General features: G+C 66.5%; 12 protein-coding genes, 1 tRNA gene and 1 pseudogene. 4 read left to right on the top strand and 10 right to left on the bottom strand.

Annotated elements, in window-relative coordinates; all coding sequences use genetic code 11:
• The 6 genes from WA965_RS25515 to argS form a co-directional block, all read right to left on the bottom strand.
• A partial coding sequence (locus WA965_RS25515) for a Rho termination factor N-terminal domain-containing protein (RefSeq protein WP_526448192.1) occupies positions 1 to 387 on the bottom strand: 387 nt, incomplete at its 3' end.
• 298 nt (positions 388 to 685) lie between these two features.
• Positions 686 to 1,630: a homoserine kinase gene (gene thrB / locus WA965_RS25510; RefSeq protein WP_526303188.1), complete on the bottom strand. Its 945-nt coding sequence runs from the start codon at positions 1,628 to 1,630 to the stop codon at positions 686 to 688.
• 11 nt (positions 1,631 to 1,641) lie between these two features.
• Positions 1,642 to 2,727 (bottom strand): threonine synthase, encoded by a 1,086-nt coding sequence (gene thrC, locus WA965_RS25505; RefSeq protein WP_526303189.1) that lies wholly within the window; start codon positions 2,725 to 2,727, stop codon positions 1,642 to 1,644.
• Positions 2,724 to 4,040, bottom strand: a complete 1,317-nt coding sequence (locus tag WA965_RS25500; RefSeq protein WP_526448191.1) for a homoserine dehydrogenase — start codon at positions 4,038 to 4,040, stop codon at positions 2,724 to 2,726. Before WA965_RS25500 ends, thrC begins: the two co-directional genes overlap by 4 nt.
• 3 nt (positions 4,041 to 4,043) lie before the next feature.
• A complete protein-coding gene (lysA, locus tag WA965_RS25495) occupies positions 4,044 to 5,408 on the bottom strand; it encodes a diaminopimelate decarboxylase (protein ID WP_526298730.1) in 1,365 nt (454 codons plus the stop codon).
• 50 nt (positions 5,409 to 5,458) lie between these two features.
• Positions 5,459 to 7,111 (bottom strand): arginine--tRNA ligase, encoded by a 1,653-nt coding sequence (gene argS, locus WA965_RS25490; protein WP_526298716.1) that lies wholly within the window; start codon positions 7,109 to 7,111, stop codon positions 5,459 to 5,461.
• Between the two features lie 281 nt (positions 7,112 to 7,392).
• On the opposite strand from argS, the gene WA965_RS25485 reads away from it, so the two are divergent.
• The 3 genes from WA965_RS25485 (at position 7,393) to WA965_RS25475 (ending at position 8,262) form a co-directional block, all read left to right on the top strand.
• A tRNA-Arg gene (locus tag WA965_RS25485) sits at positions 7,393 to 7,465 on the top strand.
• Positions 7,466 to 7,726: 261 nt separating this feature from the next.
• Positions 7,727 to 7,912: a hypothetical protein gene (locus WA965_RS25480; protein WP_526298718.1), complete on the top strand. Its 186-nt coding sequence runs from the start codon at positions 7,727 to 7,729 to the stop codon at positions 7,910 to 7,912.
• A 146-nt stretch (positions 7,913 to 8,058) separates the two neighbouring features.
• Complete coding sequence (locus WA965_RS25475; protein WP_526298720.1) at positions 8,059 to 8,262, top strand: hypothetical protein; 204 nt, start codon at positions 8,059 to 8,061, stop codon at positions 8,260 to 8,262.
• A gap of 11 nt (positions 8,263 to 8,273) precedes the next feature.
• Here the strand turns inward: WA965_RS25475 and WA965_RS25470 are convergent, their stop codons facing one another.
• The 4 genes from WA965_RS25470 to WA965_RS25455 all read right to left on the bottom strand — a co-directional run bounded on the left by WA965_RS25470 (position 8,274) and on the right by WA965_RS25455 (position 13,777).
• On the bottom strand, positions 8,274 to 10,445 hold the full coding sequence (locus WA965_RS25470; protein WP_526298722.1) for a hypothetical protein: 2,172 nt from the start codon (positions 10,443 to 10,445) through the stop codon (positions 8,274 to 8,276).
• Between the two features lie 30 nt (positions 10,446 to 10,475).
• Positions 10,476 to 11,501, bottom strand: a complete 1,026-nt coding sequence (locus WA965_RS25465; protein WP_526298724.1) for a LamG-like jellyroll fold domain-containing protein — start codon at positions 11,499 to 11,501, stop codon at positions 10,476 to 10,478.
• Between the two features lie 178 nt (positions 11,502 to 11,679).
• Positions 11,680 to 13,104: a dihydrolipoyl dehydrogenase family protein gene (locus tag WA965_RS25460; protein ID WP_526298726.1), complete on the bottom strand. Its 1,425-nt coding sequence runs from the start codon at positions 13,102 to 13,104 to the stop codon at positions 11,680 to 11,682.
• A 40-nt stretch (positions 13,105 to 13,144) separates the two neighbouring features.
• Entirely contained in the window at positions 13,145 to 13,777 is a 633-nt protein-coding gene (locus WA965_RS25455; RefSeq protein ID WP_526298728.1) for a GIY-YIG nuclease family protein, read from the bottom strand.
• Positions 13,778 to 13,933: 156 nt separating this feature from the next.
• Between WA965_RS25455 and WA965_RS25450 the strand changes: the two are divergent.
• Positions 13,934 to 14,125: pseudogene (locus tag WA965_RS25450) on the top strand (lytic transglycosylase domain-containing protein); the annotation flags it as partial.

The raw sequence follows: 14,125 nt of genomic DNA, 5'->3' as shown, positions 1-14,125 counted from the left end.
GGCGCCGGCCTGCGACGGCGGCGCACCATCACCGGCGTTGCCGGCGGGGGCATCCTGACCGGCGCTGTCGGCGGGTCCGGAAGAAGTCGTGGCCGTCTCGGCGGGGGCGTCTTTCTTGGCTTCGCTTCCGGTGCGGCCGGTGGATTCACCACGGCGCTCACGGATGGCGGCGATCAACTCGCCCTTGCGCATGCCGGAGGCGCCTTCGACGCCGATCTCCTTGGCCATGGCACGTAACTCGGGCAGAACCATGCTGGTCAGAGCGCCCCGCCGCTCCGCGGCGGGCGCGCTGCGCTCGGCCGATGGAGTGGAGTCGGGCGACACGGTGTTCGGCAGTTCACTGCTTTCGGTGCTGCCGCCAGCCGTGATGAGGTCCGTATCAGTCACGGATTTCCTTTCTTCCCTCGCGAACCAAGTGACGCGGGGGTTCAGTACGTTCAGCCGATCCGCTGAACGTGAGGGTCACACCATTGCCACCGCAACGGTGATCGCCGGGGTTTCGCCAAAACGGCAAACCGTCAGTCCACAAATTTGAGCACCTGAAAGAAGAGTGGTCGTCCTAGTGTCGGCGCAGTTCAGACGCTGCGATTGCTGGACGTGAGCGAGAATAACCCGCATCCGAGCCGGAAGCAAGAAACGCCGTGATTCACATGTTACGCGTGTTACGCCGGCGACCGACGCCGGGCTAGGGCCGGGCAGCGACGCCGGAGCGCCATTTGACGCCCTCACCCACCGACATCCTGGTGACCACGAAGCCATTGTCGCGGCCATACTGCAGAACGTCCGCCGGCAGATCGGCCCTGGTGCTCAACGCCAGAATCGCAGGTCCAGCGCCTGACAGCACCGCTGCCACGCCAGAACGCCGGAGCACCGCCAGGTATTCCGCGGAGGCGGGCATGGCGGCCGCCCGCTGCGGTTGATGCAACACGTCCTCGGTCGCCGACATGAGCAGGTCGGGGCGCTCGGCAAGAGCGGCCACCAGCAGCGCCGCCCGGCTCAGATTGAAGCGCGCATCGGCGTGGCTGACCTGCTGCGGCAGCAGCACTCGGGTCTCCGCTGTGGATGATCGGACCTGCGGGACGGCGGCGAAGATGTTGATGTCGGGATGCAACCGGATCGGCGCGGCCCCGTAACGTGGCGCCTCCTCGGCACCTTCGGTCCACGACACCACCGCACCACCGAGCACAGCGGCCGACGCGTTGTCGGGATGACCCTCGAACTCCGAGGACACCTGGATCAGCTGTTCCAGCGACATCGGGGTCGAACCGCTTTGTGAGGCAAGCCCATTGGCGGCAGCAAGGCCACCGACAACGGCAGCTGCCGAAGAGCCCAGGCCCCGTGAATGGGGGATGTCGTTGCGACAACGGACGGTCAGGCCGGCCGCGTGAACTCCGGTTTCCCGCAAGCCCCGCTCGATCGCCCGCACCACCAGGTGGGATCCGTCCAGCGGGACCTGACCGGCGCCCTCGCCCTCCACCTCGACGACAAGGCCGGATTCGGTTGTCTCGACCACGATCTCGTCGTACAGACTCACCGCCAGCCCCATGCTGTCGAAGCCGGGGCCCAGATTCGCGCTCGAGGCAGCAACAACCGCGGTGGCCGTCAGGCCTGGGGGCAGGGTTCTGGTCACCGACGTCCGATCTAGACCAGGCCGAGCTTGGCCACGACGGCGACAGGGTCTACGGGAACCGGGATGACCGCGGGCATGCCCTTCAACGCAGTGTCGGGATCCTTGAGCCCGTTGCCGGTGACAGTGCACACCACGGTGGAACCCTTGCTGACCCAACCGTCTTCGATCGATTTCAACAACCCGGCGATGCTCGCAGCCGACGCCGGCTCCACGAACACACCCTCGGTCCTCGCCACCAGGTGATAGGCGGCGAGGATCTCCTCGTCGGTTGCGGCGAGGAAGCGGCCATTGGACTGCTGCTGGGCTTCGACCGCCGAACTCCAGGACGCGGGCGAGCCGATCCGGATGGCGGTGGCGATGGTCTCGGGGTCACTCACCGGCTCGCCGAGAACCAGCGGCGCGGCCCCGGCGGCCTGGGTGCCCAGCATGCGTGGCAGCCGGTCGGCAAGACCGTCCCGGTGGTACTCGGTGTAACCCTTCCAGTAGGCCGTGATGTTGCCCGCGTTGCCCACAGGCAGCGCATGGACGTCGGGTGCATCACCGAGCGCATCGACGATCTCGAATGCCGCGGTCTTCTGACCCTCGATACGGAACGGGTTGACCGAGTTGACAAGTGACACGCTCGGGAAGTCCGAGGTCAGCTTGCGCGCGAGCTCGAGACAGTCATCGAAGTTGCCGTCGATCTGGATGATCTTGGCACCGTGCATGACGGCCTGCGCCAACTTGCCCATCGCGATCTTGCCCTGGGGCACCAGCACCGCGCAGGTGATACCGGCGCGCGCCGCGTACGCGGCCGCCGACGCCGAGGTGTTTCCCGTCGAGGCGCACAGCACCGCCTGCTGACCGCGGGCCACCGCTTCGGTGACCGCCATGGTCATGCCGCGATCCTTGAACGACCCGGTCGGATTCAGTCCCTCGACCTTCAGATGCACGTCACACCCGGTGTATTCGGACAGCCGCGGGGCCGGAAGCAACGGGGTGGCACCCTCACGCAATGTGATGGGTGTCCAACTGTCCTCGACCGGCAGTCGGTCGCGGTAGGCCTCGATGAGCCCCGGCCAGGGCTGATGCACGGTGCGGGGGGCGGTGGTACTCACTCGGTGGTTCCTTCCATCCGAAGGACGCTGTTGATGCTCTGGACGACCTCGAGATCAGCCAGTGCCGCAACGGTTTCCGAAAGGGCAGCATCGGTCGCCCGGTGGGTCACGACCACAATGCGAGCGCCGCACCGTTGCCCGCCCTCGTCGACCATGCCTTCCTGTCGCACCTCGGCGATGCTGACCTCACGCTTGCTGAACTCCGCTGCGACCGCGGACAGTACGCCCGGCCGATCCGCGACGTTCATGTTGACGTAGTAGCGGGTGGGGATGAAGCCGATCGGGGCGACGGGCAACTTCGCGTACTTGGACTCACGGGGTCCCCGGCCGCCCTGCACGCGGTTGCGGGCGGCCATCACCAGATCCCCCAACACCGCCGACGCCGTCGGCGCACCTCCGGCACCCTGCCCGTAGAACATCAGTCGTCCGGCCGCCTCGGCCTCGACCACCACCGCGTTGAAGGCGCCGTTCACCGACGCCAGCGGATGATCCAAGGGCACCAGCGCCGGATAAACACGAGCCGAAACTCGTTGCTGACCTTCGTCGTTGGTGAGCCGTTCGCAGATCGCCAGCAACTTGATAGTGCACCCCAGCGCACGTGCGGACACGAAGTCAGCAGGCGTGACCTTGGTGATGCCTTCGCGGTGGACGTCGTCGGCGGTGATCCGGGTGTGGAACGCGATCGACGCCAGAATGGCCGCTTTTGCTGCGGCGTCGTATCCCTCCACGTCGGCAGTCGGATCCGCCTCGGCGTACCCCAGCGCACTGGCGTCGGCGAGAGCCGACGCGTAGTCGGCGCCGGTGTTGTCCATCTCGGAGAGGATGTAGTTGGTGGTGCCGTTGACGATTCCGGCCACCCGCAGCACGGTGTCTCCCGCCAACGACTGGGTCAGAGGACGGATGACGGGAATGGCACCCGCGACCGCGGCCTCGAAATACAGGTCCACATGGGCGTTCTCGGCGGCCTGGGCGAGCTCTCCTGCAGAAACTGCCATCAGAGCCTTGTTGGCGGTGATGACCGACTTGCCCTGCTCGAGCGCGGACAGGATCGCCTTACGGGCGGGTTCGACGGGACCCATCAGCTCGACGACGATGTCGACGTCTTCGCGCGAGACCAACTCTTCGATGTTGTCGGTCAGCAAGTCTGACGGAACACCGCGGTCGCCGGCGACCCGCCGGACCCCGATGCCACGCACCACCAGAGGCGCACCGATGCGGGCGGTCAGATCGTCCGCACTCTCCTCGATGATGCGCACCACCTGGCTGCCGACATTGCCCAAACCCAGGACGGCTACCCCGATTGCCTTGGTCACAGCTCACCTCACCTCCAGACTCAACAGATCGTCGACCGTCTCCCGGCGCAGGATCAGGCGTGCCCGCCCGTCGCGCACGGCCACCACGGCCGGCCGGCCGATCAGGTTGTAGCGGCTCGACATCGAATAGCAGTATGCGCCGGTTGCTGCGACGCCCAATAGGTCTCCCGGTGCGACGTCGTCGGGCATCCAGGCGTCGCGTACGACGATGTCGCCGCTCTCGCAGTGCTTCCCGACGACACGAGACAGTGTCGGAGCGGCATCACTGATCCGCGACAGCATCCGCACGTCGTACTCGGCGCCGTACAGCGAGGTCCTGATGTTGTCGCTCATCCCGCCGTCGACGCTGACGTACCGTCGGTGCCGGTCGGATGCGACGGCGACGTCTTTGACGGTGCCGACCTCATAGAGCGTGATGGTCCCCGGCCCCGCGATGGCGCGCCCGGGTTCGACCACCAGCTTGGGAGTGGGCAACCCCACGGCTGCGGACTCGTTGCGCACAATGGCCTGGAGCTTGTCGGCAAGTTCGCCGATCGGCGGCGGGTTGTCCTGTGGCAGGTACGAAATCCCCAGTCCCCCGCCGAGATCAACGATCGAGATCTGCGCGGTTTTGTCGACACCGAACTCCGCCACGACGTCCCTGAGCAGTCCGATGACCCGGTGGGCGGCCAGTTCGAAGCCCGCCACGTCGAAGATCTGCGATCCGATATGGCTGTGCAGGCCGACCAGACGGAGGTGGTCGGTCTCGAAAACCCTACGTACGGCGGTCATCGCGGCCCCGCTGGCCAGCGACAGCCCGAACTTCTGGTCCTCGTGCGCGGTGGAGATGAACTCGTGGGTGTGCGCCTCGACCCCGACGGTGACCCGGACGAGCACATCCTGGACGACGCCGGTCTCACCGGCGATCCGATCGAGTCGCTCGATCTCGGTCATCGAGTCGAGCACCACGTGCCCGACGCCGTTCTTCACCGCCGCGGTCAGCTCAGCGATCGACTTGTTGTTGCCGTGCAGGGCGATTCGTTCTGCCGGGAAGCCCGCGTGCAGCGCCACCGCCAACTCTCCGCCGCTCGCGACGTCGAGGGACAGTCCCTCTTCGTCGACCCAGCGGGCCACCTCGGTGCACAGGAACGCCTTGGCGGCGTACCGGACGTACTCACCACCGCCGAAGGCCGTCGAGATGTCGCGACACCGCGCTCGGAAGTCGTCCTCGTCGATGACGAATACCGGGGTGCCGAACTCTGCGGCGATCTCGGTCACCGGAACCCCGGCGATGGACACGACGCCGTCGTCACCACGAACAGCGTTGTGCGGCCACACATTGGGAGCCAGTACGAGGGCGTCGGCGGCGACCAGCGGCCGGTCCGGCACACCGCCGTGATGGACCTCCTCGGCGTGCCGGGGCCCGGCTGGATGCGCGTTCACATCCGCTCCGGAGCGCTGACGCCGAGGATCCCCAGCCCGTTGGCGATGACCTGGCGGGTGGCCTGGCACAGCGCGAGACGCGCGGCGTGCAGTTCCCCGGGGGTCTCGTCACCCTGTGGGAGCACCCGGCAGGAGTCGTAGAAGCGGTGATAGTCACCGGCCAGGTCCTCGAGGTAGCGCGACACCCGGTGGGGCTCGCGCAGGTCGGCGGCGGTCTTCAAGACCCGGGAGAACTCGCCGATGTTGCGGATCAGCGCGCCCTCCTTGTCGTGGGTCAGCAGATCAAGATGCGCGGTGTCGGGCACGATGCCCAGGTCGGCCGCATTGCGCATCAGCGCCGACAGCCGGGCGTGCGCGTATTGCACGTAGTAGACCGGGTTTTCGCTGGACGCCGAGGACCACAGTTGCAGGTCGATGTCGATCGGGCTGTCGACCGAACTGCGGATCAGCACGTAGCGTGCCGCGTCCACCCCGATGGCGTCGACGAGGTCGTCGAGCGTGATGACCGTTCCCGCCCGCTTGCTCATCCGCACCGGTTGCCCGTCGCGCACCAGGTTGACCATCTGGCCGATGAGCACCTCGACGGTGTCGGGGTCATCACCGAGCGCCGCGGCGGCGGCCTTCAGTCGCGCGATGTAGCCGTGGTGGTCGGCGCCGAGCATGTAGATGCACAGATCGAAGCCACGCTGACGTTTGTCCAGGAAGTAGGCGAGGTCGCCGGCGATGTAAGCGGGCTGACCGTCACTCTTGATGACCACGCGATCTTTGTCGTCACCGAAGTCGGTGGTACGCAACCACGTTGCGCCGTCGGACTCGTAAATGCTGCCGGTCTCGCGGAGCTTGGCGATGGCCTGGTCGACACGACCGGAGGTGTGCATCGAATCTTCGTGGGTGTAGACGTCGAAGTCGGTACCGAATTCGTGCAGCGATTCCTTGATGTGGTCGAACATCAGGTGCACACCGATGGAGCGGAACGTCTCGCGCATCTCGGCATCGGGCAGGCTCAGTGCGTCCGGATCCTTGGCGAGCACCTGTGCGGCGATGTCGGCGATATAGGCACCGGCGTAGCCGTCCTCGGGTGCGGGCTCGCCCTTGGCCGCCGCGATCAGCGAGTTGGTGAACCGGTCGATCTGCGCGCCGTGGTCGTTGAAGTAGTACTCGCGGACCACCGTGGCGCCCTGGGTGCTCAGCAGCCGGCCCAGGGCGTCGCCGACGGCCGCCCACCGGGTACCACCGATGTGGATCGGCCCGGTCGGGTTGGCGGAGACGAACTCGAGGTTGACCTTCTTACCGGCCAGCGCGGCCGAGTTCCCGTACCCACTGCCCGCGGCGATGACGTCGCCGACGATGACGTTTTGTGCCGACGCCTCGATGCGCAGGTTGACGAAGCCGGGGCCCGCCACCTCGGCGGCCGAGATGCCGTCCCGGTCGACGAGCGCCGCTGCCAGCCAGCCGGCCAGGTCGCGCGGGTTGGCGCCGACCTTCTTGCCCAGCTGTAAGGCCAGGTTGGTGGCGTAATCGCCGTGTTCAGGGTTGCGGGGGCGCTCGACGGTGACGGTCGCGGGCAGCGCGGCAGGGTCCAGGTCGTGCTCGGCGAGCACCGCGGCAGCGGTGGTCTTGAGCAGCTCAGCCAGGTCGGCGGGGGTCACGGGGGTCCATCCTATGGTCTGGGGTGGTCGCTCCCCGAATCCATTAAGGCCTCGTCCTGCAGGGTGCGGCGGAGACCGTTCCCACTGGATGGCCGCGGAGCTCACCAGCTGTGCCGTCTCGCCTCCTGGAACCGCCGGATTCCTCTCGGTCAGCGCCGCGCCGGTGGTGGGCCGACGACCCTTGTTTCAGCATCGCGGCCGGGGATCTGTTCCGTTGACCGGACGGTCCGCAGCATGCGTTAGTCTGTGCAGGCCCATTCGGCGCAGCTGATCCAGCACGCGCCCCCGTAGCTCAGGGGATAGAGCGTCCGCCTCCGGAGCGGAAGGCCGCAGGTTCGAATCCTGCCGGGGGCACCCATCTGAACAGCGGTTATGCACCGCCGCGCAAGAGCCGCGAAGAACCCGAAGTGCTCTGCGACGCCCGAATCGGCGAATAGGTCAAAGGTTCCGTCCCTTCACCACCCCCACCCTCCTCGGCCAGATCAATGGGGGCAAGTTCTCCTAAGCACCCCAGCGTCTCCGGCTGCATTGCTAGCTTGCAACAGACCCGCCCGAAACACGGAACGGAGCAACAATGGCGGCCAAATTTGAAATCACCGAGACAAGGCGGCCTCGATGAAGGAAGACGGCGCGGACGCCGAGGTGTCCGACACGACTGTCGGTACGGAGGGGTTCGGGGCCTGCACGCTGTGTAGCTGCAAGGGATACAACCCGAGCCGGGCCTACGGCACCTGTGAAGCCAAGCGCGACGACGGGTCCACCGTGTGCGGCCACTACAACACGTCGCACAACGCGAGTTGACCTCCAGCTGACCACTGCGAGCACCCAACTGCCTCACCGGCGTGCCCTGGTTGTTATTAACAGCTGTAGGGCACGCAGAGGCGATCCCGCGGCAACGACACCATCCCCTCGATGACGTCGCCATCACGTCGGGGGATGATGCACTCATGATGGCGAAGCCGTGTTCGGGCGCAGGCAAGAACTGGTCGGTGAACAAGGACGGCAAACCGATCTGCCCCGGCTGCTTCCGCGGACTCAACGCCGTCGCCGGCTACGGAAAAACGGTGCGCAACACCCGAATCGTGCCCCCGCATTCCCGTCCTGGTCCCGCGGATACCCCGAAGCCTCGCCGCGAGCGGCGCACCGACTGACCAGGGTCTAACTAAGCGTCCAGCTTCAACAGTGCCGGCGTGCGCCCGAGACCATCGGCCAGAGCAAGCAGGAACATCAGCGGATAGTTGGGAAACCGGGGGCCGGCACGCCGGGCGAGGCTGTCGGTCGTCACGTGTTGACCCCATCGGCCGTTGAATCCGCTTTTTGTGTCGGGGTTGGGCCACCACGGCTGCGTGGTGCGGTCCACGATGCAGTCGTAGATGCGCCCATCGAGGGTCAGCGGTTCGCGTGGGCGTGACCGCCACACGATGACGTCCGCCCCCGCGTCGGGGACATCGAGTGCGTCGGGTTTCACTGTCTTCCCGGCTCCCGGCCCCGCGGGCGGCTCATCAGGGTCGGCCGTGCTCACAGGGTCCACCCCGAAGGACACAAGAGGTGATTTGTAGTGTCCGATCTCGACGACACACGACACGAGCGCCGCGGTAGCGCCGAGGAAGCCGAAAGGGCCGGCCGCGATCATCTTCGCCAACAACACCGCGATGTCCTTGACGGCGGTCACCCCGGAGTCCTCATCGGCATCGGAGCCGGCCGGGGTTGGGGTATCCACCGTTCCGCACCATTGCGGTCGCCGATCCGACGGGTAGGGATCGACGCGTTGTTCGCCGGGAGTCGTGTAGAGGCTGTGTGTGCCCGCGGCGACGTACAACCGCGGGTGGCCCGCGGTCAGTACAGGTTCAGCACCGGTCCAGGCTCCGACGGTCATCACGGTGTTCTGGTCGTCGTCGAATTGATACGGCGGAAAACCGTTCACGCCACTGGGACGAGACCCCGTTCTTCCCACAAACTTCGGAGTGAAGGCTGCGCCGACACCCTCACCGAGGATGGCAAGGCACTGCCAATCGCCTGCGTGCGAGGACACCTCCCTGGCCTCGACACCGTCGCAGCCGGCGCTGCTGACCTTCTGGTCGTGCGCGGGAAAGAAGAAGTAGTAACAGATGAGGGTGGGAGTGCGCAGCTTGCTCACCATCGGACCGAGGTTCACACCCGGCGCCCTACTCCCGATCAGACGCAGCTGCTCCTGGTGAAACACCTCAGCGTGATACCAGAATCGGCTCGGCTCGAGCACACCGTCATACAGGCTCTCGATCGTGCTGCGATCGCTGTACCGGTTGCTACTCGAGGCCGTCACCTCGCCCTCGTGGGCTTCCGTGGCGTCCTTCCAGCCGCCGAGTTCGAGGAATCGGCGATCGTTGCCCGCGCCGATCTGGTCACCGAAGCGGAACTCTCCGGGCTCGTTCGGAAGTGCCGCCAGTGCCTTCACCGTCACCGTCGGCTTGCGCGGGAAGGGATCGCCCGCCTTTCCTCCCCAACCCGCTTTGTCATCTCCGGGGTTCTGCGCGGTCCACAGCGCCGCATGTTCGACAAAACGCTTGGCGTCGCTGGGAAAGAACTTCTCCGAAGGGTGGAAGAACAGGATCGGTTCGAATCGCTCGATCAAGGCCCGATCGTCGTCGGGCGGGCGTTCCCAACCGCCCCCGCCTTCAGCGGGCGGGGCAGCCTTCACCTCCAGCACGATCGCGGCGGCCGACTGCGGGGAACTCCACGTCCAACTGATCGTCGCGTTGGACGCCTCGGCGTCCTGAGTCTGCAGAGTGCCTGCCTTGCCGAGGAATTGAGTGAGAGATTGCTCGTCGATCTCGCGGTAACCCGCACCCTGCGTCACGTCGATCGCCGCCCCTCCGGCCGAGTCGACTGCGATCGCGCCGACCGCGACATTTCGATCCGGATCGGCCGACGCGGACAGGGGTGCGGTCAGCGACTGCCCTGAAGCCGGCACCGCGAAGGACTGCACGATCGCCGATCGGCCATTGGCGGTGCTGACATCCACGTCGGTGTACTCGAAGATCGACCACGCGCAGAAGTCCTGCGTCTCCAAACCGAAGTCGATGACGGCACTGGCGTCCACGGGTGCAGGACCCGAGGCACGAAAACAGGTCAACCGCCGGTCGTCGTTGGCGCCGTAGGTCAGCGACCTCACTACCACCCACTGCAGCCCATTGCCGGTCACAGCAGGCGTGGTGGGAACTCCGCCACCGAACACCGGTCTCGCGCTGGTGACGAACAACAGCACCAACGTGTTGAAACCGGGTCCAAACGATTCGGTCTCGAAAGCGGATCCGTCGCCGGTTGCACTACCTGACGCCAAGTTTCGTCTAGCCATCGAAGTCCTTCGGGATGAGCCGGTGACGAGTCAGAACGACTCGGTGACGGAGAACATGTTGGTGAATGCGCCATCGCAGTCCATCGGCAATTGTTCGACCATGGACGCGAAGCAGTTGTCGTTCAGCAGCGCCTGCAGATCAGCGATCGTCGCGGGGTTGAATCCCCCGCCGCGCAGCAACGCGATGATGTCTGCGAGCACTGCGGGGATCTCGGCGAGTCGCCCCTGCGACCAGAGTTCGTTGTAACGGCGCGACAGCTCAGCGAATTGAGTTTGCACTTGCGGAATCTGGTCGATCTGGTTCAACACGCTGAACATCGCGCGCGGCAGCAGGTCACCGACCTTGTTCCAACACTGCGGATCGTCCCTGACCAACTGGTCCAGCTTCTGTGACCACTCGGCCCAGCAGCGGCCGACCGGCGTTTCCACGGGTCGCTCGACGAAAACGGTTCCGATCAGATGCGGGGTGAGACGCCAGATCTTGAGGTCGTCGAGGCGGCCGACAAGACCGCTCTGGCCGGAAGGGTCATTGCCGATGACAAGTCCCGACGTGCCGGCCAGGAAGCCGTTCCACCCGTCCCAACGACTGACGAGGTCCCCGTTGATCTCAACCTGCACTCCGGCCGGGTCGTACTGCAGCGCCAGCGTCATCCACTGATCGGACGGCAGCGGACGCGGCTCAGAACCACCCCTGCCCACTGCCGAGGCGCCACTGGTCTGGACGAACTCACCGCCGAAATAGCCACCCCCCGTGGTGAACGAGAAGCTGTCTCCGGCTGCCAACGTGCCGCCGCTGCGGATCATGTCCGTCTCGCAGACCATTTCGATCCGGATGCCACCCAGCGGCCGCCAACTCGCCGACGGCGGCACCCGAATCATCGTTCCGGACCGTAGATGGACTGCCCCGGACCCGGGTGTCGCACCGTCGGTGTGGAAGTCGTCGTCGGCCAGGCCCACGGACTGGCCGTGGCTGCGCCGACTCGGCGAATGGTCGAAGATCACCCCCGGCATGCCGGCGTACGTGTGGTGCAGGACCAGTTCCCACGGCTCAGCCATGCCTGCCTCCGGCGCATTTTCAGGTAATGGCCGGTTCTGCCACAGGCCGAACTGCACGGTAGCCACAATTCGGCCCGGGTGAATCGATATCACGGGATCCGCAATCAGCCGTTAACGTGACCTCGCACAGCGGCACCCATTCCCTCGAGGATGATGGCCTGATCGAGGCGAAGCCGCGTCATTCCAGTACTGAGGGCGTGGTCCTCAGGCTGCTCCACAGTTGCGGCATCGGCCGGACACCGAGCTGGTTGACCACCATCTGCGCGGCCTGGTTGACGCCCTCGGTGAACGTGGGGAAGGCGAACTGGAGTTCGGCGACATCCTCGATACGCATCCCCGCCGCCATGCAGGTGGCCACCATCTGGATCACTTCGGCGGAGTACTCGCCGAGCACGTGAGCGCCCACGATGTGGCGGCGCGTGGTCTCCACGATCAGCTTGCAGAAGCCTTCCGGCTGTCCGTCGGCGACGGGCCGCAGAATGTCCTCGTAGCGCGCCACCGCGACAGCGCAGTCGTAACGCGCGCGGGCCTGCTCCTCGGTGAGCCCGACGCTGCCGTATTCGGGGTCGGTGAAGCTGCCGGCGGGGACGATCTCGTGGACGACGCGGCGACGCCGGCCGAGCACCGCGTTCTCGGCGGCGACCCGGCCTTCCAGGGTCGCGCTGCTGACGAGCATGCTGTTCCCGTCGACGTCCCCCGCGGCGAAGATGTGCGGCACGTTCGTGGCCGTGAACGCGTCCACCGTGACGTAGCTGCGGTCGGTCACGACGCCGGCGGCGGCGCAGTCGACGAGGTCGGCGTTGCCGGGCCAGCCGACCGCGAAGAACACCGCGTCCACGTCGAGCGATCTGGCCTCGTCGTCGACTCGATACAGCACGCGCACCCCGGGTTGCTGTGCCTGCAGCTCGTGGACCGCAGCACTGGTGACGACCAAGATGCCGCGCTTGCGAAAAGCGTGTTCGAGCGCGATCGAGACATCCACGTCGGACCGCGCCACGATCCGCGGCGCATACTCGACAAGCGTTACCTCGCAACCGAAGTCGGCCAGGATCGACGACAGCTGGCACCCGGTGTCGGCCGCCCCGACGACACAGACCCGTTCCGGCAGTGACGTCAGGCCGCGCAGGTCCTCGTAGGTCAGGCCGAGCTCGGCTCCGGGGATCGGCAACCGTCCGGGCTTACCGCCGGCGGCGATGATGATCCGATCTCCCGTCCAGGTACGGCCGTCGGGAACGGACACCGTGTTGGCGTCGACGAACTGGGCATCACCCGCCTCCTCGACGAGATCAACCCTTTCCGAACGGATATGGTCGGCCATCCGTTTGCGTTCGTACAGGTAGGCCGCCACCCGTTGGGCGTTGGCCAACGTGGCCACAACGTCGACTTCGGGTCGTGTCCCGCGCAGGCCGAACGCCTCCCACGAACTCCAGTCCCTCACCAGGCGTGCGGCGCGCGCCAACGTGCGCACCGGCGCCGGACCCCGGTTGAGGGCAGTGCCGCCGACCCTCCCCCGTTCGATCAGAGTGACTTCTGCACCCAACCCGGCTGCATGCAGGGCGGCGGACACGCCTGCGGGTCCCCCTCCGATGACGACTACACGCATGTCGCGACTGCTCCTCTCCACCGGGCCATCCCTGAGACGGCTAGGACCACTCCGCGAGCACGCGCATCTTGCCGGCCTTCACCGCCGCCTGCCGCCGCAGCTTCTTGAGCTCCGGGGCGAAGGCGTTGCGTTCGTTGTCCTGGAAATTCAGCGGTAGATCCAGCGCCTTGATCAGCTTGGCTTCCAGATGCCACGGCTCGGGGTGCAGCACCCAGGACACAGCGGCATTCTGGGCCATCCACTCGGTCAGGACGGCTTCGCCGCCGGCGAAGGTCTGCCGCTTGCCCGAGCCGATCCGGCGCAGCGCGAAGCCCAGCTGATCACCGAGCAGGACGCCGAGAGACTTGCGCAGTGGTGAGCCGTCCGCACTCGCATTGCCGGCACCGAAGTGGTACCGGATGCGCTTACGCAGATCCTGCGGTGTCTGCGGCTTGCCGTCGGCCCGCGGTGGGCCGGGGCTGATTCCGACATAAAGCAGCGTCCAACCGTCGTGGTGTTCGCAGCCCGAGGTGTCGATGCCGCCCGGGATGTCTTTGAACCACCAGCCGTGCGCACCGGCTTCGTCGGGCACCGGACACGGGTCGGCGAATATCTCGTCACGTGTATAGCGCTGAGCAGCAAGGAAATTCGCGACAGCGGTGGCGCTGCGCTTCGCGGACATCGACTCAGCCATGCAGCTCAGCGTAGTCGCCGCAAGCGCCGAGCGGCCCCGGTGGATTCAGCCGGTGTGTTCCAGGGGCCGATGGGGGGTTTCCGGGTTTGTAGAATCTGTTCACTCCGGCCGGAGATCCGGACGGCCGGCGACGCCATCGCGTCAGGAGAGGCGGCTATGAGCCCGACAGGTGCGGCGCTGCTCGTCGTCGTCGCGCTGATGCTGGCAGGCTGCTCGGAAACGACCGAGCCGTCGACCACCCCGACCCAGTCCAGCGTCGGCGCCCCGCCTGCTCCCCCGCGGCCCAGCACGGTCCCGTCGTCACCCGAACGCGCGCAGCCTCGGCTGGCCTCCGACCCGGCGCAGTTG

Source organism: Mycobacterium sp. (genome assembly GCF_049683935.1).
Taxonomy (GTDB): domain Bacteria; phylum Actinomycetota; class Actinomycetes; order Mycobacteriales; family Mycobacteriaceae; genus Mycobacterium.
The sequence above is the reverse complement of the archived record's forward strand: the minus strand, read 5'-3'. Positions and strand labels throughout refer to the sequence as shown.

Bases quoted from the DNA above. Each gene is read 5' to 3' on its own strand.
- WA965_RS25480 (WP_526298718.1), top strand. From the start codon at position 7,727: ATGAAGGAAGACGGCGCGGACGCCGAGGTGTCCGACACGACTGTCGGT.
- WA965_RS25475 (WP_526298720.1), top strand. From the start codon at position 8,059: ATGATGGCGAAGCCGTGTTCGGGCGCAGGCAAGAACTGGTCGGTGAAC.
- WA965_RS25470 (WP_526298722.1), bottom strand. From the start codon at position 10,445: ATGGCTAGACGAAACTTGGCGTCAGGTAGTGCAACCGGCGACGGATCC.
- WA965_RS25465 (WP_526298724.1), bottom strand. From the start codon at position 11,501: ATGGCTGAGCCGTGGGAACTGGTCCTGCACCACACGTACGCCGGCATG.
- WA965_RS25460 (WP_526298726.1), bottom strand. From the start codon at position 13,104: ATGCGTGTAGTCGTCATCGGAGGGGGACCCGCAGGCGTGTCCGCCGCC.
- WA965_RS25455 (WP_526298728.1), bottom strand. From the start codon at position 13,777: ATGGCTGAGTCGATGTCCGCGAAGCGCAGCGCCACCGCTGTCGCGAAT.